21 protein-coding genes are annotated in these 23,429 nt (G+C 61.2%); 6 read left to right on the top strand and 15 right to left on the bottom strand.

What is annotated here, in order from left to right; all coding sequences use genetic code 11:
• Positions 1-86 precede the first annotated feature (86 nt).
• Together AB4N73_RS01415 and AB4N73_RS01410 are read left to right on the top strand one after the other, a co-directional pair.
• Positions 87-1,346 carry an OprD family porin gene (locus AB4N73_RS01415; RefSeq protein WP_236168003.1) on the top strand — a complete coding sequence of 420 codons (1,260 nt, stop codon included), beginning with the start codon at positions 87-89 and terminating at the stop codon, positions 1,344-1,346.
• Positions 1,347-1,638: 292 nt separating this feature from the next.
• Entirely contained in the window at positions 1,639-2,445 is an 807-nt protein-coding gene (locus AB4N73_RS01410) for a methyltransferase domain-containing protein (protein ID WP_460142846.1), read from the top strand.
• 103 nt (positions 2,446-2,548) lie between these two features.
• Here AB4N73_RS01410 and pcaC read toward each other — a convergent pair whose 3' ends face one another.
• The 11 genes from pcaC to pcaR form a co-directional block, all read right to left on the bottom strand.
• The gene (gene pcaC / locus AB4N73_RS01405) at positions 2,549-2,941 is read right to left on the bottom strand and encodes a 4-carboxymuconolactone decarboxylase (RefSeq protein ID WP_007917093.1); all 393 of its coding nucleotides are present in this window, start codon (positions 2,939-2,941) and stop codon (positions 2,549-2,551) included.
• Between the two features lie 10 nt (positions 2,942-2,951).
• On the bottom strand, positions 2,952-3,743 hold the full coding sequence (pcaD, locus tag AB4N73_RS01400; protein WP_460142845.1) for a 3-oxoadipate enol-lactonase: 792 nt from the start codon (positions 3,741-3,743) through the stop codon (positions 2,952-2,954).
• Between the two features lie 11 nt (positions 3,744-3,754).
• Positions 3,755-5,119: a 3-carboxy-cis,cis-muconate cycloisomerase gene (locus tag AB4N73_RS01395; protein ID WP_460142844.1), complete on the bottom strand. Its 1,365-nt coding sequence runs from the start codon at positions 5,117-5,119 to the stop codon at positions 3,755-3,757.
• 45 nt (positions 5,120-5,164) lie between these two features.
• On the bottom strand, positions 5,165-6,460 hold the full coding sequence (locus AB4N73_RS01390; RefSeq protein ID WP_460142843.1) for an MFS family transporter: 1,296 nt from the start codon (positions 6,458-6,460) through the stop codon (positions 5,165-5,167).
• Positions 6,461-6,722: 262 nt separating this feature from the next.
• Entirely contained in the window at positions 6,723-7,289 is a 567-nt protein-coding gene (pcaG, locus tag AB4N73_RS01385; protein WP_076566302.1) for a protocatechuate 3,4-dioxygenase subunit alpha, read from the bottom strand.
• A gap of 1 nt (position 7,290) precedes the next feature.
• Positions 7,291-7,995: a protocatechuate 3,4-dioxygenase subunit beta gene (pcaH, locus tag AB4N73_RS01380; RefSeq protein WP_041478916.1), complete on the bottom strand. Its 705-nt coding sequence runs from the start codon at positions 7,993-7,995 to the stop codon at positions 7,291-7,293.
• 36 nt (positions 7,996-8,031) lie between these two features.
• Positions 8,032-9,237 carry a 3-oxoadipyl-CoA thiolase gene (pcaF, locus tag AB4N73_RS01375; RefSeq protein ID WP_177434204.1) on the bottom strand — a complete coding sequence of 402 codons (1,206 nt, stop codon included), beginning with the start codon at positions 9,235-9,237 and terminating at the stop codon, positions 8,032-8,034.
• Positions 9,234-10,013, bottom strand: coding sequence for a CoA-transferase subunit beta (locus AB4N73_RS01370; protein WP_016771341.1), 780 nt, complete (start codon positions 10,011-10,013; stop codon positions 9,234-9,236). The genes pcaF and AB4N73_RS01370 overlap by 4 nt, the downstream gene beginning before the upstream one ends.
• The gene (locus tag AB4N73_RS01365) at positions 10,013-10,870 is read right to left on the bottom strand and encodes a CoA transferase subunit A (protein ID WP_024011937.1); all 858 of its coding nucleotides are present in this window, start codon (positions 10,868-10,870) and stop codon (positions 10,013-10,015) included. The genes AB4N73_RS01370 and AB4N73_RS01365 overlap by 1 nt, the downstream gene beginning before the upstream one ends.
• Positions 10,871-11,139: 269 nt before the next feature.
• Entirely contained in the window at positions 11,140-12,486 is a 1,347-nt protein-coding gene (locus tag AB4N73_RS01360) for a 4-hydroxybenzoate transporter PcaK (protein WP_073475852.1), read from the bottom strand.
• Positions 12,487-12,779: 293 nt separating this feature from the next.
• Positions 12,780-13,622 (bottom strand): pca regulon transcriptional regulator PcaR, encoded by an 843-nt coding sequence (pcaR, locus tag AB4N73_RS01355; RefSeq protein WP_016771343.1) that lies wholly within the window; start codon positions 13,620-13,622, stop codon positions 12,780-12,782.
• 631 nt (positions 13,623-14,253) lie between these two features.
• On the opposite strand from pcaR, the gene AB4N73_RS01350 reads away from it, so the two are divergent.
• The gene (locus AB4N73_RS01350; RefSeq protein ID WP_008080067.1) at positions 14,254-14,454 is read left to right on the top strand and encodes a hypothetical protein; all 201 of its coding nucleotides are present in this window, start codon (positions 14,254-14,256) and stop codon (positions 14,452-14,454) included.
• Between the two features lie 370 nt (positions 14,455-14,824).
• Positions 14,825-16,300: an inorganic phosphate transporter gene (locus AB4N73_RS01345; RefSeq protein WP_016771345.1), complete on the top strand. Its 1,476-nt coding sequence runs from the start codon at positions 14,825-14,827 to the stop codon at positions 16,298-16,300.
• A 993-nt stretch (positions 16,301-17,293) separates the two neighbouring features.
• Here AB4N73_RS01345 and ccoM read toward each other — a convergent pair.
• The 3 genes from ccoM to AB4N73_RS01330 all read right to left on the bottom strand — a co-directional run bounded on the left by ccoM (position 17,294) and on the right by AB4N73_RS01330 (position 18,159).
• On the bottom strand, positions 17,294-17,407 hold the full coding sequence (ccoM, locus tag AB4N73_RS01340; protein ID WP_016771346.1) for a cytochrome c oxidase subunit CcoM: 114 nt from the start codon (positions 17,405-17,407) through the stop codon (positions 17,294-17,296).
• A 154-nt stretch (positions 17,408-17,561) separates the two neighbouring features.
• Positions 17,562-17,723, bottom strand: a complete 162-nt coding sequence (locus AB4N73_RS01335; RefSeq protein WP_016771347.1) for a hypothetical protein — start codon at positions 17,721-17,723, stop codon at positions 17,562-17,564.
• 94 nt (positions 17,724-17,817) lie between these two features.
• Positions 17,818-18,159 carry a hypothetical protein gene (locus tag AB4N73_RS01330; RefSeq protein ID WP_024011931.1) on the bottom strand — a complete coding sequence of 114 codons (342 nt, stop codon included), beginning with the start codon at positions 18,157-18,159 and terminating at the stop codon, positions 17,818-17,820.
• 251 nt (positions 18,160-18,410) lie between these two features.
• Here AB4N73_RS01330 and rapA point away from each other — a divergent pair, with 251 nt between their 5' ends.
• A complete protein-coding gene (gene rapA / locus AB4N73_RS01325) occupies positions 18,411-21,257 on the top strand; it encodes an RNA polymerase-associated protein RapA (RefSeq protein ID WP_460142842.1) in 2,847 nt (948 codons plus the stop codon).
• Between the two features lie 110 nt (positions 21,258-21,367).
• On the opposite strand, the gene AB4N73_RS01320 is transcribed toward rapA, so the two are convergent.
• Positions 21,368-22,717 carry a spinster family MFS transporter gene (locus AB4N73_RS01320; protein WP_073475856.1) on the bottom strand — a complete coding sequence of 450 codons (1,350 nt, stop codon included), beginning with the start codon at positions 22,715-22,717 and terminating at the stop codon, positions 21,368-21,370.
• Positions 22,718-23,018: 301 nt separating this feature from the next.
• On the opposite strand from AB4N73_RS01320, the gene AB4N73_RS01315 reads away from it, so the two are divergent.
• The gene (locus AB4N73_RS01315) at positions 23,019-23,387 is read left to right on the top strand and encodes a YkgJ family cysteine cluster protein (protein ID WP_024011928.1); all 369 of its coding nucleotides are present in this window, start codon (positions 23,019-23,021) and stop codon (positions 23,385-23,387) included.
• The last annotated feature ends 42 nt before the right edge of the window (positions 23,388-23,429 follow it).

Genomic DNA, 23,429 nt, shown 5'->3' with positions numbered 1-23,429 from the left:
ACCCCTGAATACTTTCCAAGTCTGCACCCCGAAAACCGGCCGCAGCGCACCCGTTCGCCCTAAAAAAACAAGAGAGACCCAAGTCCATGACAGTTTTCCCTGTGCCCTACGCATTGCCCGCTGTGATCGCCCTGGCCATCGCCGGTCTGGCCCTGCCGGCAAGCGCCGAAGAAGGCGGCTTCGTTGAAGGCGCCAAGGTCAACCTGAACCTGCGCAACTTCTATATCAACCGCAACTTCACCAACCCGACCAAAACCCAGGGCAAGGCTGAAGAATGGACGCAGAGTTTCATCCTCGACGCCAAATCCGGCTTTACCCAAGGCACCGTCGGTTTCGGCATGGACGTACTCGGGCTGTATTCGATCAAGCTCGATGGCGGTAAAGGCACGGGCGGTACGCAGTTGTTGCCGCTGGACCATGACGGGCGCCCGGCGGACAACTTCGGTCGCACCAACGTCGCCTTCAAGGCCAGACTTTCGCAGACCGAGGTCAAGGTCGGCGAGTGGATGCCGGTATTGCCGATTCTGCGTTCGGACGACGGTCGCTCGCTGCCGCAAACCTTCCGTGGCGGCCAGATCACCTCCAAGGAAATCGCCGGCCTGACCCTCTATGGCGGCCAGTTCCGCGCCAACAGCCCGCGCGACGACAGCAGCATGAGCGACATGTCGATGACCGGCAAAGCCGCGTTCACCTCTGACCGTTTCAACTTCCAGGGCGGCGAATACCTGTTCAACGACAAGCGCACACAGATCGGCTTATGGAATGCGCAACTCAAGGACATCTACAGCCAGCAGTACCTCAATGTGCTGCACAGTCAGCCGCTCGGTGACTGGACGCTGGGCGCCAACCTCGGCTTTTTCTATGGCAAGGAAGATGGCAGCGCGCGTGCCGGCGATCTGGACAACAAGACCTGGTACGGGATGTTTTCGGCCAAGTACGGCGGCAACACGTTCTACCTCGGCCTGCAAAAACTCACCGGCGACAGCGCCTGGATGCGCGTCAATGGCACCAGCGGCGGCACCCTGGCCAACGACAGCTACAACGCCAGTTATGACAACGCTCAGGAACGCTCCTGGCAGTTGCGTCACGACTACAACTTCGCCGCCATGGGCATCCCCGGCCTGACCCTGATGAACCGCTACATCAGCGGCGACAACGTGCACACCGGGACGATCACCGACGGCAAGGAATGGGGTCGCGAATCGGAACTCGGTTACACGGTGCAGAGCGGGACTTTGAAGGATTTGAACGTCAGATGGCGCAACTCGACCATGCGCCGCGACTTCAGCAACAACGAGTTCGATGAGAACCGGTTGATCGTCAGCTACCCGATCAGCCTGCTTTAACCAAACATGCTCCACTGTGGGAGCGAGCCTGCTCGCGAAAGCGCTGCTTCAGTCGACATCTGTGTCGAATATGAAATGGCCTTCGCGAGCATGCTCGCTCCCACATTTGATTCCCATCACAGATGCATGTCATTGGTCAGGCCATGTAGCGCTTTTGCGGGCGACAGTTACAGTGAGCAAACCTGAAGGACTCAGGTGCTCCAACCCTTCACGCTTCCGTTTCGTAGTCGGTCTCCAGCTGTGCACCAGGTTGTCATCGGAAGACACCATTTGATCACCGGAGGATCACCTCATGATCACACGCCGCACCACTGCACCCGATTGGGACGCCAAGGCGTACCAGCAGTTTTCCCGTCTCAGAAAACGTCCGGTCAACGAATTGCTCGACCGTATCGAACTGCAAAATCCCCAACGTATTTACGATCTGGGCTGCGGCACCGGCATTGCCACGCAGTTGTTGGCCAAACGCTGGCCGCGCGCGCAGTTGCAGGGCGTCGACAGCTCCGCGCAGATGCTCGATGAGGCACGCTGCCTGCCGATCCGGGCGTTGTGGAAACATTGCGACCTGCTTGATTGGCAACCTGAGCAACCGGCGGATCTGCTGTTCGCAGCCGCCGTGCTGCACTTTATCGAAGGCCATGAAAAACTGCTGCCGCGCCTGCTCGGTTATCTGAATCCCGGCGGCTGTCTGGCGGCGCACATGCCGGACTGGCGCGATGCGCTGTGGTATCGGCTGATGCTCGACACCCTCGAAAACGGCGGCCCCGGTGGCACACCACTGGGCACACCTGAACTGCGCCAGCGCATGGCGGCGCGGCCGTTATTGGCACTGGAGGATTACTATCGGTTGCTCGCGCCCATGACTACGTCGCTGGATATCTGGGAGACCGAGCAGTTGCAGGTGGTTGACGGCAAGTCGCCGGTGTATGACTGGGTGAAGGTCTCGGCGCTGCGGCCGGTGATGCAGGCGTTGAGTTCAGCGGAACAGGCGCGGTTTATCTATCACTACCTGATGCGGGTGCATGAGCATTATCCGCAAGAGGGGGATGGGCATACGTTGTTTGCATTCAAGCGAGTATTTATTGTCGCCAGGGTGTGATTCGTTACGGCCGCTACCGCTTTCGCGAGCAGGCTCGCTCCCACAGGGAAATGCATTCCAATGTGGGAGCGAGCCTGCTCGCGAAGGCGTCAGTGCAACAACCTCACTCGCGGGATTCAACCCCGAGTTCATCCCACACCGATTCGGCCAGATGAAACGTCGCGTTCGCCGCCGGTATGCCGCAGTAGATCGCGCTCTGCATGATCACTTCCTTGATCTCGCCACGGCTCACACCATTATTGGCCGCTGCGCGCAGGTGCAGTTTCAGTTCGCCCTCGCGGTTCATGCCGATCAGCATGGCGATGGTGATCAGGCTGCGGGTGTGCCGGGGCAGGCCCGGGCGGGTCCAGATGTCGCCCCAGGCGTGGCGGGTGATCATTTCCTGGAACTCCGAGTTGAACTCGGTCAGCGTGGTCAGGCTGCGATCGACGTGGGCATCGCCCAGCACCGCGCGGCGTACTTGCATGCCTTCGTCGTAACGTTGTTTCTCGTCCACAAAATCTTCCTCACTGAGCCTGCAAAAACGCCAGCACACGGTCGCTGAAATCGGCGCCGGCCTGCACGTTGGACAAATGCGCCGCATGGAACTCGGCGTACTCGGCGTCGCGCACATGGTCGCGAATGAAGTGCCCGCCGGACGGCGGCGTCACCGCATCTTCGCTGCCGGCAATCACCAGCAACGGCACGTTGATCGAAGCCAGTTGTTCACGAAAATCGGCATCTCGCACGGCCGCGCAGTTGGCCGCATAACCTTGTGGATTGGTTGCGGCAAGCATGTCGGTAATCTTCTTCGCCGCCTCGGGATGCGCTGCGGAAAAGTCCGGGGTGAACCAGCGCGCAATCGAGGCATCACGCAGCGCGACCATCGCCGCCGGGCCGTCGCGCAGTACGGTTTCGATGCGCGGATTCCATACCGACGGATCGCCGATTTTCGCCGCCGTGTTGCACACGATCAGTTTGTGCAGACGATGGCCTGAGTTGATGCCCAGCCACTGTCCGATCAGCCCGCCCATCGACAGCCCGCAGAAATGCGCGCGCTCGATGTGCAGCGCATCGAGCAGACCGAGTACGTCATGGCCCAATTGCTCGATGCTGTACGGCCCTTCGGTGACCAGCGATTGCCCATGGCCGCGCGTGTCGAAACGCAGCACGCGGTAATGCTCGGCGAACGCCGGCATTTGCGCGTCCCACATGTGCAGGTCGGTGCCCAGCGAGTTGGACAGCACCAGCACCGGCGCAGCGGCCGGGCCTTCTATTTGATAGTGCAGTTCGCCATCGGCGAGTTGAACGAAAGCCACAGCCCTCTCCTTCAGACAGTCAAAGCGTTGTGTTCAGCCACCGCGCGCTCGACCCAGACTTGCGCCTGACCAAGGTAATGCGCGGGGTTCAGAAGATCATCGAGTTCCGCGCCACTGAGTTCGGCGGTGACTTGCGGCTCGTCAGACAGCACCGCGCGCAAATGGCGTTGTTCGGCCACCGCGCGTTTGCAGCACTGTTCGAGCAGATGATGCGCGGTGTCGCGGCCGACGCGTTGGGCGAGGACGATGCTCACCGCTTCGGCCAGCACCAGGCCTTGGGTCAGTTCGAGGTTGCGGGCCATGCGCGCCGCGTCGACTTCCAGACCGTCGGCCAGCAAACGCGCCTGTTGCAGCGAACCGGACACCAGGCAGCAGATCTCCGGCAAGGTTTCCCATTCGGCGTGCCACAAACCGAGGCTGCGTTCGTGCTCCTGCGGCATCGCGCTGAACAGCGTCGACACCAGCCCCGGCACCCGCGTGGCCGCGCCGATCAGCACCGCCGCGCCGACTGGATTGCGTTTGTGCGGCATGGTCGACGAACCACCCTTGCCCGGTGCGGCGGGCTCGAACACTTCCGCCGCTTCGGTCTGCATCAACAGGCTGATGTCGCGGCCGAATTTGCCGAGGCTGCCGGCGATCAGGCCAAGCACCGCGCCGAACTCGACGATGCGGTCACGCTGGGCGTGCCACGGTTGCTCGGGCAGGGTCAGTTGCAGTTCCTCGGCCAAGGCTTCGGCAATCGGCAACGCCTGTTCCCCCAGCGCCGCGAGCGTGCCGGAGGCGCCACCGAATTGCAGCACCAGCAGCCGTGGCTTCAGTTGTTGCAGACGCTGACGGCTGCGCGTCACGGCGCCCAACCAACCGGCGATTTTCATCCCGAGGGTCACTGGCGTCGCGTGTTGCAGCCAGGTGCGCCCGGCCAGCGGCGTGGCGGCGAAACGTTGTGCCTGAGCGGCGAGCGAGTCGGCCAGTTGTGCCAGTTGGTTTTCGATCAGCGCCAGCGCCTGGCGCAATTGCAAGACCAGCCCGGAATCCATCACGTCCTGGCTGGTCGCACCCAGATGCACATAGCGCTCGGCCTCGGCATCGCTCGAGGCGATCTGCTTGCCCAAGGCCTTGACCAGTGGAATCGCCGAATTGCCGGCCGTGGCAATCGCCTCGCCCAGCGCCGCGAAGTCATACAGGCCCGCGTCGCACGCTGCGGCAATCGGTGCCACGGCCGATGAAGGAATCAGCCCGACCCGCGCCTCGGCCCGGGCCAGCGCCGCTTCGAAATCAAGCATCGCCTGCACCCGGCCCTGATCGCAGAACACTTCGCGCATATCGCGGGCGGTGAAGTAGGCATCGAACAATTGATTGCCCGGTCGCTGAGTCATAAACAGTCCTTGCCGGCGCGGGCCTCGCAGCCCGCGCACATGGGTTTACAGATCGTGGTGCAAATACTTCGCCTGCTTGGGCAAACGCAGGCTGAACAGGAAAGCCACCGCCATCATCGCCGTGACGTACCAGTAGAAGGCGTTTTCCATGCCGCCAGCCTTGAGGCTCAAGGCAACGAATTCCGCCGAACCGCCGAAGATTGCATTCGCCACCGCGTAAGCCAGGCCGACACCAAGCGCGCGGACTTCCGGCGGGAACATCTCGGCTTTCACCAGCCCGCTGATCGAGGTGTAGAAACTGACGATCGCCAGCGCCAGGGTGATCAGCACGAAGGCGAGGAACGGGCTACTGATGCTTTTCAGGCTGAGCAGAATCGGCACGGTGAACACCGTGCCGAGGACGCCGAACCAGAGCATCGAATTACGCCGGCCGATCTTGTCGGCGAGCATGCCGAACAGCGGCTGCATGCACATATACAGGAACAGCGCGCCGGTCATGATGTAGCTGGCGGTCTTGGCGTGCATCCCGGCGGTGTTCACCAGGTATTTCTGCATGTAGGTGGTGAAGGTGTAGAAAATCAGCGAGCCGCCAGCGGTGTAGCCGAGCACGGTGATGAACGCCGCTTTGTGATCGCGAAACAGTGCAGTGATGCTGCCGGCGTCTTTGTGTGCGCGGGTTTCTTTGTTGGTGGTTTCCTTCAGCGAACGACGCAGGAACAGCGAAATCAGCGCCGCCACCGCACCGACCACGAATGGAATCCGCCAGCCGTAGGCACGCAGGTCTTCTTCAGTGAGGAACTGTTGCAGCACCACCACCAGCGACACCGCCAGCAGTTGTCCGCCAATCAGCGTCACGTACTGGAACGAAGCGAAGAATCCGCGCTGGCCCTTGAGCGCGACTTCGCTCATGTAAGTCGCGGTGGTGCCGTACTCGCCGCCGACCGACAGACCTTGCAGCAAACGCGCAAACAGCAACAGCACTGGCGCCCAGACGCCGATGTCCTTGTAGGTCGGCAAACAGGCGATCAGCAACGAGCCGAAGCACATCATCAGAATCGAGATGAGCATCGAGTTCTTGCGCCCGTGCTTGTCAGCGACCCGGCCGAAAATCCAGCCACCAATCGGCCGCATCAGGAACCCGGCGGCGAATACGCCAGCGGTGTTGACCAGTTGCACAGTGGGGTTATCGGAAGGGAAGAACGCCGGGGCAAAATAGATCGCGCAGAAGGCGTAGACGTAGAAGTCGAACCATTCGACGAGGTTGCCGGAGGAAGCGCCGACGATGGCGAAGATGCGCTTGCTGCGCTCTTCGCCGGTGTAGTGAGAGGTGGTGGTTGTCATTGTTTTTTCACTCGATAGGGACAGTCACAGTCTAGACATACTTTGCAACAGTCCCGTTCCACATCGGATCTTCACCCACGTCTGGATCAGCCTTTGTGGCGAGGGGATTTATCCCCGCTCGAGTGCGAAGCACTCGCAAATCAGATACACGCGGTTCATCTGAATACCGCGCCGACTGGTTTTTGGGGCTGCTTCGCAGCCCAGCGGGGATAAATCCCCTCACCACAGGGACTCTGTCCTACAGGGGATTTGGGGTGTTCTCTCAATAATCGAAGAACACCGTCTCGGCATCGGTGCCCTGCAGAACCACATTCCACTGGTAAACACCCGACGCATCCGCCTTGGCCAGCAACGTCTGGCGACGCTCCGCCGGCACGCACTCGAGCAACGGGTCAGCAACGTTTGCCGGTTCGCCCTCGAAATAAATCCGCGTCAGCAAATGCTTGACCAGACCACGGGCAAACACCAGCACCACCAGATGCGGCGCTTGGGTCGAGCCTTTCAACCCCGGCACGGTGCCCGGTTTGATCGTGGTGAAACGGAAGCGCCCTTCAGCGTCCACCGGTACCCGGCCAAAGCCTTCGAAATTCGGGTCGAGCGGTTTGTCCTGCTGATCTTCCGGGTGGTCGTACTTGCCGGCGGCGTTGGCCTGCCAGACTTCGAGCATGGCGTCGTTGACGACATCGCCATTGCCATCCACCACTTGGCCGGTGATTGCCACGCGCTCGCCGAGGGTCAGCTCGTTGGCCAGGGTTTCGCGGTTCAGCCAGGTCAGGCCGATGTGGTAATACGGCCCGACGGTGTGGGACGTGGTCGCATAGAGCGTCATCTTATTTCTCCATCGGCGTGGCTTCACGGCCGCGCAGCACGATGTCCCAGCGGTAACCGAGGGCGTAGGACGGAATGGTTTTTTCCAGATCGAAACTGGCGATCAGGCGTTCCTTGGCCGAAGTGTCCGGCACGCAGTTGTAGATCGGGTCATACGCCAGCAGCGGATCACCGGGGAAGTACATCTGCGTGACCAGACGCGTAAGAATGCTCGGCCCAAACAGGGAAAAGTGGATGTGCGCCGGGCGCCAGGCGTTGTGGTGGTTGCCCCACGGATAGGCGCCGGGCTTGATGGTCTGGAACTGGTACCAGCCATCGGCATCGGTGACGGTGCGGCCGGTGCCGGTGAAGTTCGGGTCCAGCGGCGCGTCGTGCAGGTCGCGGGCATGGTTGTAGCGGCCGGCGGCGTTGGCCTGCCAGATCTCCACCAGAATCCCCGGCACCGGCAGGCCGTCTTCGTCGAGCACGCGGCCGTGAATGATGATGCGCTCGCCCAGCGGCTCGCCGTCGTGCTGCGCGGTGAGGTCATTGTCCTTCTCGGCAACGTGTTCGGCACCGATGGTCGGCCCGGTGATTTCCGACAGCGAGTGCGGCAGGTGCACCAACGGCTTGGACGGCGAGCGCAGGTTGGTGGATTGATACGTCGGGTGCAGGTAGTCAGGCTGAGTGCCTGCCTGTGGGCGACGGTAACCAGGCTTGTCAGTCATTTCGCTTTCCTCAGTTCTTGTAAGTGCCGCAGCGCGTCAGACACGTTCGATGGCTAGGGCCAGACCCTGGCCGACACCGACGCACATGGTCGCCAGACCTTTCTTGCCGCCAGTCTTTTCCAGATGATGCAGGGCGGTCAGCACCAGCCGCGCACCGCTCATGCCCAACGGGTGACCGAGGGCAATCGCGCCGCCATTCGGGTTGACCTGCGGCGCATCGTCGGCCAGACCCAACTCGCGCAGCACCGCCAAGCCTTGGCTGGCAAACGCTTCGTTGAGTTCGATCACGTCGAAATCGCTGACCGCCACGCCGAGGCGCTCGGTCAGTTTGCGCACCGCCGGCACCGGGCCGATGCCCATCACCCGTGGTGCGACGCCGGCGCTGGCCATGCCGAGCACTTTTGCGCGAGCAGTCAGGCCGTGTTTTTTCACCGCTTCGGCTGACGCCAGAATCAGCGCAGCAGCACCATCATTGACCCCGGAGGCATTGCCGGCGGTGACGGTTTTGTCCGCGCCGTTGACCGGTTTCAACTTGGTCAACGCTTCAATCGTGGTATCGGCGCGCGGATGTTCGTCCTGGCTGACCACGGTTTCGCCCTTCTTGTGGGCAATCCGTACTTCAACAATTTCTTCGGCGAAGTAACCGGCGGCCTGCGCGGCGGCGGTACGTTGCTGACTGCGCAAGGCAAAGGCGTCCTGATCTGCGCGCGAAACCTTGTAGTCGTCGGCGACGTTGTCAGCGGTCTGCGGCATGGCATCTACGCCGTACTGCGCCTTCATCAGCGGGTTGATGAAACGCCAGCCGATGGTGGTGTCTTCCAGTTTCATGTTGCGCGAGAACGCCGCGTCGGCCTTGCCCATCACGAATGGCGCGCGGGACATCGACTCAACGCCACCGGCAATTGCCAACTCCATCTCGCCACTGGCGATGGCGCGGAATGCCGTACCGATCGCGTCCATGCCCGAAGCGCAGAGGCGATTGAGCGTAACGCCGGGCACGCTGTCCGGCAGACCCGCCAGCAGCAGCGCCATGCGCGCAACGTTGCGGTTGTCTTCGCCGGCCTGGTTGGCGCAGCCGAGGAACACCTCATCGACGGCATTCCAGTCCACCGATGGATTGCGCTCCATCAGGGCCTTGATCGGCACGGCGGCCAGGTCGTCGGCGCGCACGGCGGACAATGCGCCACCGAAGCGGCCAATGGGGGTGCGAATCGCGTCGCAGATATACACGTCACGCATCATGCTTCTCCCGGTGCCTGACCGTGGGCGGCAGCGGTGCGCGCTTCAAGATCACGCAGCGCCGTCAGCTCGACTTCGGTCGGCTCAGCGGTGGTTTCAACAGAGTCGGCAAAACGGATCGCCCAACCGGTGGCGGCGACCACTTGCTCGCGGGTCACGCCCGGATGCAGCGCGGTGACCACAAATTCGTGGGTGCCCTCCTCCGGTTCCATGATGCACAGGTCGGTGATGATCCCCACCGGCCCGGCGCCCGGCAGGCCGAGACGTTTACGCGAATCGCCGCCCTCGCCGTGACCGACCGAGGTGATGAAATCGAGTTTGTCGACAAACGAACGCGCCGACTGTTTAAGGATGATCAGCACGCTTTTCGCCGAACCGGCAATCTCCGGCGCGCCACCGGCACCCGGCAGGCGCACTTTCGGCGCGTGGTAGTCGCCGACCACGGTGGTGTTGATGTTGCCGAAACGGTCGACCTGCGCGGCGCCGAGGAAGCCAACGTCGATGCGCCCGCCCTGCAACCAATAGCGAAAAATCTCACCGGTCGGCACCACGGTGTCGGCGGTCTCGGCCAGCTCACCGTCACCGATGGACAGCGGCAGTACGCTCGGCTTAGCGCCAATCGGGCCGGATTCGTAAATCAGCACCACGTCCGGCGATGAAGTCAGGCGCGCGAGGTTGGCGGCTTTCGATGGCAGGCCGATGCCGACGAAGCATACCGAGCCGTTCTTCAGGCGCCGGGCCGCCGCGACGGTCATCATTTCATTGGTGGTGTAAGTCATTACTTGGCCTCCGAAGCAGCGGCCAATTTGGCCTGGAATTCGCTGAAGTCAGCGCAGCCATGGATGTATTCGTTGATCCACGCGGTAAACGTCTCACGGTCGCGAGCGATCGGGTCCCACGCCTGATAGAAACGATTGTCACGCTCGGTGTAACCGTGGGCGTAGGACGGATGCGCGCCGCCCGGCACGTGGCAGACCGCGCTCAAGGCCCAGGTCGGCAGTACGCAAGCGTTCATCGGTGCGTTGAGGTCATCGACGATCTCTTCCACCGTGACGATGCAGCGCTTGGCCGCCAGCGCGGCTTCTTTCTGCACACCGAGAATGCCCCAGAGCAGCACGTTGCCTTTGCGGTCGGCCTTTTGCGCGTGGATCACGGTGACGTCCGGGCGCACCGATGGCACTGCCGCCAGCACTTCGCCGGTGAACGGACAGGTCACGGTTTTGATCAGCGGATTAACCTTCGGCAGGTCGGAACCGGCGTAGGCACGCAGCACCGCGAACGGCAGCCCGGACGCGCCGGCGACGTAGGCGTTGGCGAGGTCGGCGTGGCTGTGTTCTTCGATTTCCAGCGCGTGTGGCCACTGCTTTTCGACCGCGTCACGCAGACGGTGCAGCGAACCCACACCCGGGTTGCCGCCCCAGGAGAAAATCAGTTTGCGCGCGCAACCGGCGCCGATCAGTTGGTCGTAGATCAGGTCAGGCGTCATCCGCACCAGCGTCAGATCTTTCTTGCCTTGACGAATGATTTCATGACCCGCTGCCGTAGGGATCAGGTGAGTGAAGCCTTCGAGGGCGACGGTATCGCCGTCGTTGACGAATTGCTTCACCGCGTCGTGCAGCGAAAGGATCTCAGCCATGGAGCGGGCTCCTGTTCTTGTAAGGAATCGCCAGTGATAAAAAGGCGCGAGGTTCAGCGCCGGAGTCACTGAAGATTAAGCTCGGGAAAATCGCCAAACAATCCGATAATCGACTGAGTGTTCGTTTATCGAACGGATTGTTGTTCAGCTAACAATCAGATCAAAAGCTTCGCGAGCAGGCTCGCTCCCATCTTGGAATGCATTCCAGAATGTGGGAGCGAGCCTGCTCGCGAAGGGGCCAGCCTGTTCAATAACGATCTGCGCCCGACTCAGGTCGCATCCGCATGACTGACCATGCCCTTGATCAACACCGCCGCCGTCGCCAACCCCGCCGGGATCACCAGCGCGGTCAGCACTTGCTCGAAATTCCAGCCCAGGCCGAGCAAGGTTGCGCCCATCCACGCGCCGAGGATCGCGCCAAAGCGGCCGATGCCGAGCATCCACGACACCCCGGTCGCACGGCCCTGGGTCGGGTAGAAGCGCGCTGCCAATGACGGCATCGCCGATTGCGCGCCGTTGACGCACATGCCTGCGACCAGCACCAGCGTCGCCAGCAAGGTGATGTTGCCCAGGCTTTGCCCTACCGCGTAGGCAAACACCCCGGCCAGCAGGTAGAAAATGCCGATGACCTTGTGCGGATTGAAGCGGTCCATCGCCCAGCCCACCCCGACCGCGCTCAACACCCCACCAAACTGAAACAACGCACCGATGAACGCGGCCTGTTCCATGCTCGCGCCGCTGTCGCGCATCAGCGTCGGCAGCCAACTGGTCAGCAGGTAGACGATCACCAGGCCCATGAAATAGGTCAGCCACAACAGCAGCGTGCCGGTGCTGTAAGTGCCGGAGAAAATCACTGCGAAAACGTTACGCGCCTTGACGGTTTTCTGTTCCGGCACGCTGAAGCTCGCGGCCTGGGCGACGGTAACCGGGTCGATCGGTGCCAAGGTCTTGCGAACTTTGTCGGTGCCGCGGTTGCGTACCACCAGGTAGCGCGCCGATTCCGGCAGCCAGAACACCAATACCACCGCGAGGATCAGCGGCAGGATCCCGCCGATCATCAACAGCGCGTGCCAGCCGAACGCCGGGATCAGTTTTGCCGAGATGAAACCGCCGCCGGCCATGCCGAGGTTGAAGCCGCAGAACATGCTGGTCACCAGCAGCGACTTCTTGCGCTCCGGGGTGTATTCCGAGAGCAGCGTCGTGGCGTTGGGCATGCCCGCGCCGAGACCGAGGCCGGTGAGGAAGCGCAACACCAGCAGTTGTTCAACGTTGGTGCTGTAAGCCGAGGCCAGGCTGAAGCCGCCGAACAGAATCACCGCACCAACGAGTACGACTTTGCGCCCGAAGCGGTCAGCCAAAGGGCCGGAGCCGAGGGCGCCGAAGACCATGCCGATCAGCGCGGCACTCATCACCGGGCCGAGGCTGGCGCGATCAATGCCCCAGTCTTGCGACAGCGCCGGGGCGATGAAGCCCATGGCGGCGGTGTCGAGGCCGTCGAGAAATACGATCAGGAAACACAGGATCACCACTCGCCACTGATAGCGCGAGATCGGTTGGGCGTTGATAAAGGTCTGCACATCGAGGCAGTTACCCACAGCGGACTGAGGCTGGTTCATTATTTTTATTCCACGCAAAAAACGCAGTCGAACGGCGGCCGGCCAAAGGAAGGCACGGTCACAAGAATAGAAGGTTGTTATCAGGCGTTGCGGTGAACCCGGCAACAACGGGTGGGATACGGACAGTCGGGGAGCGAGCGCATGGTGAGTTGCCTCTTGTCATTATTATGGGGTCGACAGTCCGGCGAGCTCATTCACATCAGCGCCGGATGACGCTGCCGCGACATTAATGATCCGAGGGTTTTAGCGTCAATTCGATAAACGCAACACTGTGCGTTTATCGAACAGCTTCCTCAGGCGAACAACTGCGCACTGAGGTCGCGGCTGGCGCTGAGCAGGCCGGGCAAGAAGCGCTGCTCCAACTCGGCGCGACTGACCCGCCCGGCATGGGTGCTGACATTCAGCGCGGCGACCACTTGCCCGGAGGCGTCGTAAACCGGCACGGCGATCGAACGCAGGCCCTGTTCCAGTTCCTGATCGACAATGCACCAGCCCTGCTGACGCACCTGCTGCAAACATTCGAGCAACGCGTCCGGGGTATGAATGGTGCGGCTGGTCTTGGCCACCAGTTCGGCGTGGTCGAGGTATTCGCCCAGGGAGGTGTCATCCAGTGCCGCTAGCAGAATCCGCCCCATCGACGTGCAATACGCCGGCAACCGCCCACCGACGGAAAGGTCGACCGAGATCAATCGCTGAGTGGTCGCCGAACGTGCGATATAGAGAATGTCATCGCCCTCCAGCGTCGCCATGTTGCAGGCTTCGTGCAATTGCTCGCTCATACGGTCGAGATACGGCTGTGCGGAAACGGCCAGCGGGGTTGAGGACAGATAGGCGTGGCCGAGGGTCAGCACTTTCGGCAGCAGCGAATAGGTGCGCCCGTCGGTGGTGGCGTAGCCGAGCTTGATCAGCGTGTGCAGACAACGGCGCACGGCGGCGCGGGGAATTTCCGTGCGATGACTGATCTGCGCGATGGTCAGGTGGCGTTTACGTTCCTGAAACGCCTGCACCACCGCCAGACCACGGGCCAAGGACGTCATGAAATCCGGATCACCGGTCAGCGCCTGAATGCGCTTGGCCGGCGAAGCGACGATGGGCGGCGCCACCGACGTGAAGGAGTTGCGCATTTGATCGTTCATTTCTTGTCCTTGTCCGGCACGCATCGATGCCTAGTCAAACGGCTCGCCGCGCGATGCACAAGCATCGCGGCGCCAACATTGGGCGATTATCGAACCGCCGACCGATAATCGCAATCCAGCCGCCCGCCCTCCTCTTCATCCTTGAGGCAGCTTTAGCGATTCTGCTCGCAACTTAGTTGTTCCAGTTAATGGCGCCAAAAACAGAACGCCTGTTCTATAACGCGGTCTTTACACTTAACTAGCGGTAAAAGTTGCCGGTAACAAAACCCTCACACATTCAGAACTGTTTTTAACTTGGCAAAGATAGTCATTCCCGAATCGGCCGCTATAATGCACCCTAGTCGCGGCGCTTTAATCAAAAGCCCGTGACTTGCTGAGACGAGGTCCTTCGTCTCAGCTCCGGCCAGCGCCCGGCGCCCATCACACATGCAACGCCAGCGCTCGCTGAAACAGGAAACTGATGCTGCGTCAGTTTTTATCTGGTGCCGTAGCCGCCTGTAACACGGAAGTCTTGATCGCCTCTGCAATGTCTCCGCGCCTGATCGGGCTGTGGATGACTGGCGGGTTCGCTCAATTGACTCGTTGCAGTGTGTTTCACCGGATATTCAATTCAACTCATACAGGTAGCACCGTGACGAAAGACGAACTGCGCGCGGAACTAGAGCGCCAGGAACAACGTTACAAGGAAGTTTACGGCGGGGAAGTCACCACCTACGCCGCTCAGCCGGAACCGGAACGCAAGGCATGGCGCAAGCGCCCTACTGTTCAGGATCAGGTGTTCAAGCAGGAAATCGAAAAGATCGAAAAGGAACTCAAAGCCGAAGAGCCATGAGCCACGGCGGTTGAGCATTCGAAAGTCGGCGTCCACCTGAGCCACAGCGCGGTGGAAGACGACACCTCGCGCGCCCGCTAACCGCGGGCAGCGGCTGCATCGCTGTTCTGCGGCTTATGAACGAGCGTCCCACAGGTTTCAGAGATATTTCAGACAAGCGTTTGAGCCTTTGCGATGTCTGAAAAAACGGCTCGAAAATATAGTTTATTCAATAAAATCAAGTAGTTGAAAAACCCTGCGTGCTGCTTGGTTTTCACGCCCTGCAACAAATTAAATCGAAGAAGGGTGTGACCAGTGAGCAGACGGGGCATCGATTTCCTGTCTTTTCTGGCATAATCGCGCCCCCTTACGACCGGGTCAGAAAACCTTCATGATCGATTTATTCAGCGGACTGGATGCTTGGGTGCTTGTGAGCCTCTTGCTCGCCCTGACGTTTGTCCTCGCCTTCGAGTTCATCAATGGATTTCATGACACCGCTAACGCGGTAGCCACTGTTATCTACACCAAAGCCATGCCGCCACACCTGGCGGTGTTCTTTTCCGGTGTGTTCAATTTCCTCGGCGTGCTGCTGGGCGGCGTTGGCGTGGCTTATGCCATCGTCCACCTGCTGCCGGTTGAACTGCTGATCAATGTGAACACCGGCCATGGCCTGGCGATGGTGTTCTCGTTGCTCGCCGCGGCAATCGCCTGGAATTTGGGCACCTGGTACTTCGGTATCCCGGCTTCCAGCTCGCACACCCTGATCGGCTCGATCCTCGGCGTCGGTCTGGCCAACGCGCTGATCAACGACATTCCGTTGAGAGATGGCGTGAACTGGCAGAAAGCGATCGACATCGGCGCCTCGCTGGTGTTCTCGCCGATGGCCGGCTTCCTCATCGCCGCGCTGGTGCTGATCGGCCTGAAATGGTGGCGCCCGCTGTCGAAGATGCACAAGACGCCGGAACAGCGCCGCAAGATCGACGACAAAAAGCACCCGCCGTTCTGGAACCGTCTGGTCCTGGTGATCTCGGCCATGGCCGTGAGCTTCGTGCACGGTTCCAACGACGGCCAGAAAGGCATCGGCCTGATCATGCTGGTGCTGATCGGTATCGTCCCGGCGCAGTTCGTACTCGATCTGAACAGCACCACCTACCAGATCGAACGCACCCGCGACGCGACCCTGCACCTGAGCCAGTTCTACCAGCGCAACGCCGATTCGCTGGGTGAGTTCCTGGCCCTGGGCAAGAGCGTGGAAGGCGACCTGCCGGAGAAGTTCCGCTGCAACCCGCAGCAGACCGAACCGACCATCACCGCCCTGCTGCATACCCTCAAAGGTGTAGCGGACTACCATTCGCTGTCGTCGGACAGCCGCATCGAAGTGCGTCGCTACCTGCTCTGCCTGGACGACACGGCGAAGAAAGTCGGCAAATTGCCTGGCCTGGAAGCCCGTGAAAAGGCTGACCTCGACAAGCTGCGCAAAGACCTGACCACCACCACTGAATACGCCCCGTTCTGGGTGATTCTGGCGGTCGCCCTGGCACTGGGCCTGGGCACCATGGTCGGCTGGAAGCGTGTGGTGCTGACCATTGGCGAGAAGATCGGCAAGCAGGGCATGACCTATTCCCAGGGCATGTCGGCGCAGATCACCACCGCCAGCCTGATCGGCATGGCCAACATTTTCAGCCTGCCGGTGTCGACCACTCATGTGTTGTCTTCGGGTGTGGCCGGGACCATGGTTGCCAACAAGAGCGGCCTGCAGGGTGGCACGGTCAAGACTATTCTGCTGGCCTGGGTGTTGACCTTGCCTGCGACCGTGGCGCTGTCGGCCGGGTTGTTCTGGTTGGCTTCGAAGGCTTTGGGTAGTTGATCGATTGTTGCTTGTGAAGGAGGCGCGATTCTTTGGAATCGCGCCTTTTTTGTTTTTTGGATTGGGGGGCATATCCGTTGCTGCGGGTGCTGCCGCTGGCGGTTTCGCTCTTACAGCGAGTCACCTTTTCCAAACGCCGAAAAGGTAACCCAAAAGGCTTTGCCCCGGCGTACGGCCCGCTCGCTGGGGCTCGGGGTACCTTCGTTACGGGACCGATCCGGGCGCAGCGGCTCCGGTTGGCTTCGCTGCACCTACACTCGCTGTGTACGACTGCGTCGTACGGTCGCTACGCTCCCACCCCCGGATCGATCCCGTAACGAAGCCTGCCGAAGGGGCAAAAGATCAAAAGCAAAAGCCAAAGCCAGATCAAGAGCCCCTCACCCTAGCCCTCTCCCAGAGGGAGAGGGGACTGACCGAGGTGTTTGGGCGAAACACGCCGACTTGCGATACCGAGTCGAATGCAGGTTTTGAACACCGCAAAAATCGGCTCCCTCTCCCTCGGGAGAGGGCTGGGGTGAGGGGCGAATCCACCGAAAATCTCAAGCCATGCGACGCTTCTAACCACTCAACAATGAGCGCAAGCTCGAGTGCTTTTGATCTACGGGCGACGTCGGAAGGCTGAGTGGAGGGATTGATCCGGGCGTGGGAGCGCAGCGACCGTCTGGCGCAGCCAGACACAGCGGAAGGAGGTGCAGCGAAGCAAACCGTAGCCGCTGCGCCCGGATCAGTCCCGGAGCGAAGGGACCCGAGCCTGCGAGGGCCGAACGCAGGAGCTAGCGTTTTTTGCTTACTTTTTTAGGCGCTTGTAAAAAGTAAGTCGCCGTCAGGCGAAACCGCCAGCAGCCGCTACCGAAGCAATGGATATACCCCCAAAACCCCAACAGCCTGGTCGGCCCAAAGGCCGCCAAGGCCGCCAAGGCCGCCAAGGGACAAAAAAAAGGGGCAACCGAAGTCGCCCCAAAATGCCTTGCGTGCCCATCAATCCAGAAGAACTCACTTGCGCCGCTTATGCGCATCCTTCCAGATAAAAAATCCAAACCCTGCAAAAAACAGCACCATGAGCCCCACCGTGAGAACCCCGGCAAACACCACGTTATCGAAAAACATGACTGACCTCCCGGCCCTGCTTTGCTTTGCTTTGCTGCGATGGATTCAAATTAACAAACACACAGGCGCACATATTGACCAGGATCAATATCCGCAACGTTGAGAAATAAAGGAGGGGAAATAACTGATCTGCATCAACCAATGCAGCGGGAGATCAACGCTTTTTCGGCTTGTTCTTCGACTTTTTCTTGGCTTTTCCCAACGGCATCGCCTGCTCGAAAGCCTGGCGCACTTCGTTCAGGCGCTTCTCGTTGAGGTCATGCACTCGCTTGGCGCGTTCAGTGCTGAGGTCGATCAGTTTGTCGTCTTGGCTCATGGCATCCGGCACATCGCAGAAGAGATCACAGCTGCCGTCACCGACAGGATTGCGCCAATCATGCCGCTTGGCGCAGGCGCTGACCAGTCGCTGCTCAAATCTCGATATCAACCCACAAGCCCTGACGCGGCTGATCGTCAATCAACGGCACCACCGGCACGGTGTTATCGGCATTGAGCTCAGTGCCCGGCACGGCCAGATGCTCTTCCGGATCCTCATCGGCCTCGCGACGTCGGCGGTCACGTTCCTGTTGGCGGCGCTGTTCTTCTCGCGCCAGCAGGCGATCCTCTTCCGGATCACGCTTCTGCAGGTCGATCGTGCTTTCGTTGGAGCTTTCCTGCACCGGCACCACCGGCGGGATGTCCGGCCGCTGGCGGATCGGATCCTGCTGGGAAGTGATCGGCACGGCGCTCAAGGGGAGCATCGGTGGCAACATATAAAGGTCTCCTGTCTGCAGGCTATCGGCTGGGGTGCAGGCGCCTTGAGCCGCCTGTCGTAATTGTGTGATGCACCTCGCACCTGTAGGAGCTGCCGCAGGCTGCGATCCTTATCAGACAGCTCAAACCTGAAGGGTTCTCAAAGATCAAAAGATCGCAGCCTGCGGCAGCTCCTACCCCAGTATTTCTTTGGCCTCAGGGTCGCATTCCGTTAAGATAGCCCGCTTTTTCAAGGTGGGAGTCAGGCAGCATGGCGCAGCAGTATCAACCGGGGCAACGCTGGATCAGTGACAGCGAAGCAGAGCTTGGTTTAGGCACCGTTCTGGCACAGGACGGCCGCTTGCTGACCGTGCTTTACCCGGCCACTGGCGAAACCCGCCAGTACGCGCTACGGAATGCGCCCCTGACCCGCGTGCGGTTCTCGCCGGGCGACTCCATCACCCATTTCGAAGGCTGGAAGATGACCGTGCAGCAGGTCGACGATGTCGACGGGCTGATGGTCTATCACGGCCTCAACGGGCAGAACGAAGTCGTCACCCTGCCGGAAACCCAGCTGTCGAACTTCATTCAGTTCCGTCTGGCCAGCGACCGTCTGTTCGCCGGGCAGATCGACCCGCTGCCGTGGTTCTCCCTGCGCTACAACACCCTTGAACACACCAGCCGTCAGTTGCAGTCCTCACTTTGGGGGCTGGGCGGCGTGCGTGCGCAACCTATCGCGCACCAGCTGCACATCGCCCGCGAAGTCGCCGACCGTATCGCCCCGCGCGTATTGCTGGCGGACGAAGTGGGTCTGGGTAAAACCATCGAGGCCGGTCTGGTCATCCATCGCCAACTGCTCTCGGGCCGCGCCAATCGCGTGCTGATTCTGGTCCCGGAAAACCTCCAGCATCAGTGGCTGGTGGAGATGCGCCGCCGTTTCAATCTGCAGGTCGCGCTGTTCGACGAAGAACGCTTTATCGAAAGCGATGCCACCAACCCGTTCGAAGACACGCAACTGGCGCTGGTCGCGCTGGAGTGGCTGGTCGACGACGAGAAGGCGCAGGACGCCTTGTTCGCTGCCGGTTGGGACCTGATGGTGGTCGACGAAGCGCATCACCTGGTCTGGCATGAAGACAAGGCCAGCGCGGAATATTCGCTGGTCGAGCAACTGGCCGAAGTGATTCCCGGCGTGCTGCTGCTCACCGCCACCCCGGAACAACTCGGTCAGGACAGCCACTTCGCCCGTCTGCGCCTGCTTGACCCGAATCGTTTCCACGACCTGGCCGCGTTCCGCGCCGAGAGCGATAACTATCGCCCGGTCGCCGAAGCCGTGCAGGAACTGCTCGACAAGGGCCGTCTCTCGGCCGAAGCGCACAAGACCATTCACGGTTTCCTCGGCAACGAAGGCGAAGCCCTGCTCACCGCCGTCAACGATGGCGACACTGAAGCCAGCGCCCGCCTCGTCCGTGAGCTGCTCGATCGCCACGGCACCGGCCGCGTGCTGTTCCGTAATACCCGCGCCGCTGTGCAGGGTTTCCCGGAGCGCAAACTGCACCCGTACCCGCTGCCGTGCCCGGACGAATACCTCGAACTGCCGCTGGACGAACACGCCGAGCTGTACCCGGAAGTCAGCTTCCAGGCCCAGCCGGAAGCCAGTGAAGAAGAGCGCTGGTGGAAATTCGATCCGCGCGTCGAGTGGCTGATCGATCAGCTGAAAATGCTCAAGCGCACCAAGGTGCTGGTGATCTGCGCCCACGCCGAAACCGCGATGGACCTCGAAGACGCGTTGCGCGTGCGTTCCGGCATCCCGGCCACGGTGTTCCACGAAGGCATGAACATCCTCGAGCGTGACCGTGCCGCCGCCTACTTCGCCGACGAAGAGTTCGGCGCGCAAGTGCTGATCTGCTCGGAAATCGGCAGTGAGGGTCGCAACTTCCAGTTCGCTCATCATCTGGTGCTGTTCGATCTGCCGTCGCACCCGGACCTGCTCGAGCAGCGCATCGGTCGTCTCGACCGGATCGGCCAGAAACACATCATCGAACTGCACGTGCCGTACCTGGAAACCAGCCCGCAAGAGCGCCTGTTCCAGTGGTACCACGAAGCACTCAACGCTTTCCTCAACACCTGCCCGACCGGCAACGCCTTGCAGCATCAGTTCGGCCCACGCCTGCTGCCGCTGCTCGAAGAAGCCGATGACGGCGAGTGGCAAGCGCTGATCGACGAGGCACGCGCCGAGCGTGAGCGTCTCGAAGCCGAGCTGCACACCGGTCGCGACCGTCTGCTGGAATTGAATTCCGGCGGCGCTGGCGAAGGTGAAGCGCTGGTCGAGGCGATCCTTGAGCAGGACGATCAGTTCGCCCTGCCGATCTACATGGAAACCCTGTTCGACGCGTTCGGCATCGACAGCGAAGACCATTCGGAAAACGCCCTGATCCTCAAGCCGAGCGAGAAGATGCTCGACGCCAGTTTCCCGCTGGGCGACGACGAAGGCGTGACCATCACTTACGACCGCAATCAGGCGCTGTCGCGCGAAGACATGCAGTTCATCACCTGGGAACACCCAATGGTGCAGGGCGGCATGGATCTGGTGCTGTCCGGTTCGATGGGCAACACCGCCGTCGCGCTGATCAAGAACAAGGCGCTGAAACCAGGCACCGTGTTGCTGGAATTGCTCTACGTCAGCGAAGTGGTCGCACCGCGCTCGCTGCAACTGGGTCGCTACCTGCCACCGGCGGCGCTGCGTTGCCTGCTCGATGCCAATGGCAACGACTTGTCGCCACGGGTGTCGTTCGAAACCCTCAACGATCAGCTGGAAAGCGTGCCCCGCGCAAGCGCCAACAAGTTCATCCAGGCCCAGCGCGATCAGCTGACGCCACGGATCAACGCCGGCGAAGAAAAGATCGCCCCGCGTCACGCCGAGCGTGTGGCTGAAGCGCGCCGTCGTCTGGCCGCCGACACTGACGAAGAACTGGCGCGCCTGACCGCCTTGCAAGCGGTCAACCCGACCGTGCGCGACAGCGAACTGGAGGCGTTGCGCACTCAGCGTGAGCAGGGTCTGGCGATGCTCGACAAAGCGGCGCTGCGCCTGGAAGCGATTCGGGTGTTGGTAGCGGGCTAACCGCCCCGCTTCACCGCTGAAAACCAAGAGGCCCGCAGTGATGCGGGCCGATCGTTCCCACGCTCTGCGTGGGAACGATCATGTGGGAGCGAGCCTGCTCGCGAAAACGGTCAGGCAGTCGCCGCAGAAATTTCAGGCTCAACCACCGCCACCAACCCCTCCTTCATCCGCTGCGCATCGCGGACAAAACACCGCGACGCCAGAAACAGAAAGACCATGGTCAGGAACAGCGCCACCGGGATCAGGTACATCGCGTCGTGCAGGCCGACAGCCTTGAACGCTTCGGTCATCTGCTCAGCCCCTGCCGCCAGCATCGCCGTGTGCGCGAAGTGATCCGACAGCCCACCCACGACCACTGGCCCCAACCCGCCGCCGAGCAGATACAGACCGGCAAAGAACAACGCCATCGCCGTGGCCCGCAGGCGCGGTTCGACGACATCCTGAATCGCCGTGTACACGCAGGTATAGAAGTTGTACGCGAACAGCCAGCCAACGCTGAACACCGCGACGAAGACGCCGATCTCAATGCGCCCGGCATGCAGCGCCCAGGCTGTGCACAACGTCGAAATGATCAGACTGAACGCGGCAAACAGCAGCCGCCCACTGGCGAAGCGCTGGTGGATCTTGTCGGCGATCCAGCCGCCAAGGGTCAGCCCGACCAATCCCGTCACGCCAACGATGACACCGGTGGCCACCGCCGCCTCCTGCAACGGCATGAGGAAATAGCGCTGCAGCATCGGCACCAGAAACGAGTTGCAGGCATAGGTCGCGAAGTTGAAGCACAGCCCGGCCATCACTAGCCACAGGAAGGTCGGCACGGCGAGGACGCGGCGGATCGGTTTGTCGACTTTCTCTTGCGAGACCTGCACGGTTTCAGCCGCGCCGCGTTTCGGCTCTTTGATGAAGAACATGAACACCGCGAGGATCAGCCCCGGCACGGCGGCGATGAAGAACGGCGCGCGCCAGCTGTCGAAGGCCTTGACCATCGCGCCGATGGTGAAGAACGCCAGCAGCAGCCCCAGCGGCAGGCCAAGCATGAAAATACCCATCGCCCGCGCCCGACGGTGCGCCGGAAACAGATCGCCGATCAGCGAGTTGGCCGCTGGTGCATAACTGGCTTCGCCGATGCCGATGCCCATGCGCACGATCAAAAAGCTCCAGAAACTGCCGACCATACCGTTGACCGCAGTCAGCGCACTCCAGGTGGCCAGGCCCCAGCCCATCAGCTTGCTGCGTGAACCGGTGTCGGCCATGCGCCCGAGTGGCAGGCCGGCAATGGCGTAAACGATGGTGAACGCGGTGCCGATGATGCCCAGCTGAAAGTCGCTGAGGTGCCATTCCATGCGGATCGGTTCGATGATGATCGCCGGGATGGTGCGGTCGAAGAAATTGAACAGGTTGGCGAGGAACAGCAGGAACAGAATGCGCCAGGCATTCGCCGCTTGGGTCGAGTTCTGCATGGGTCCGTCTCTTTATTGTTATGAGGGCTTCACTGCCAGCGCGTCGAGCCCGGAACCTGCAATCTAGTCAGCCGCACGGGGGCTGTCTGTCATCATTCGTCAGCCTGATATCGACCCATCGCACTGTAACGAAACGTAAGCCCTTGATAAGTCTGGAATCCCCCGCCATACGGGGCTTTCGCGGCAAAATCCGGCGACAAAAAAATAGTTTCGCGCCCCCCTTCCCAACGCCATGGCAAAGTCTAGAATGGCCGCCGGATCCGTCCGGATCTTCCGATCAATCCCTTTGATACCCCCGCCCATGTCCGAAGCCAGTCCGTGTCTGAATTGCGGTGCCTGCTGTTCCCATTTTCGTGTGTCTTTTTTCTGGGGTGAGTGCTCATCCTCTGGCGGAACGGTGCCCGATGAACTGGTCGCGCAGATCACCCCGAGCCGGGTGGCAATGATCGGCACCGATCGCAAACCGGCGCGTTGCATGTCCCTGGCGGGTGAGGTCGGCAGTGCCGTGGCCTGCACGATCTATGACAAGCGCTCGAGTACGTGTCGTGAGTTCGAGGCATCGTGGGAGAACGGCGAACACAATCCGGACTGCGACAAGGCCCGCGCTGCCCACGGCCTGCCGCCCTTGCCGCCACACTGGAATGATCTGCCGCTGGAGCGCATTGCCTAGCCTTAGCGCAAATCGCTATGAGGCTAATGGCAAAATCATTAC

This window comes from Pseudomonas sp. S3_B08 (genome assembly GCF_054667725.1).
The sequence above is the reverse complement of the archived record's forward strand: the minus strand, read 5'-3'. Positions and strand labels throughout refer to the sequence as shown.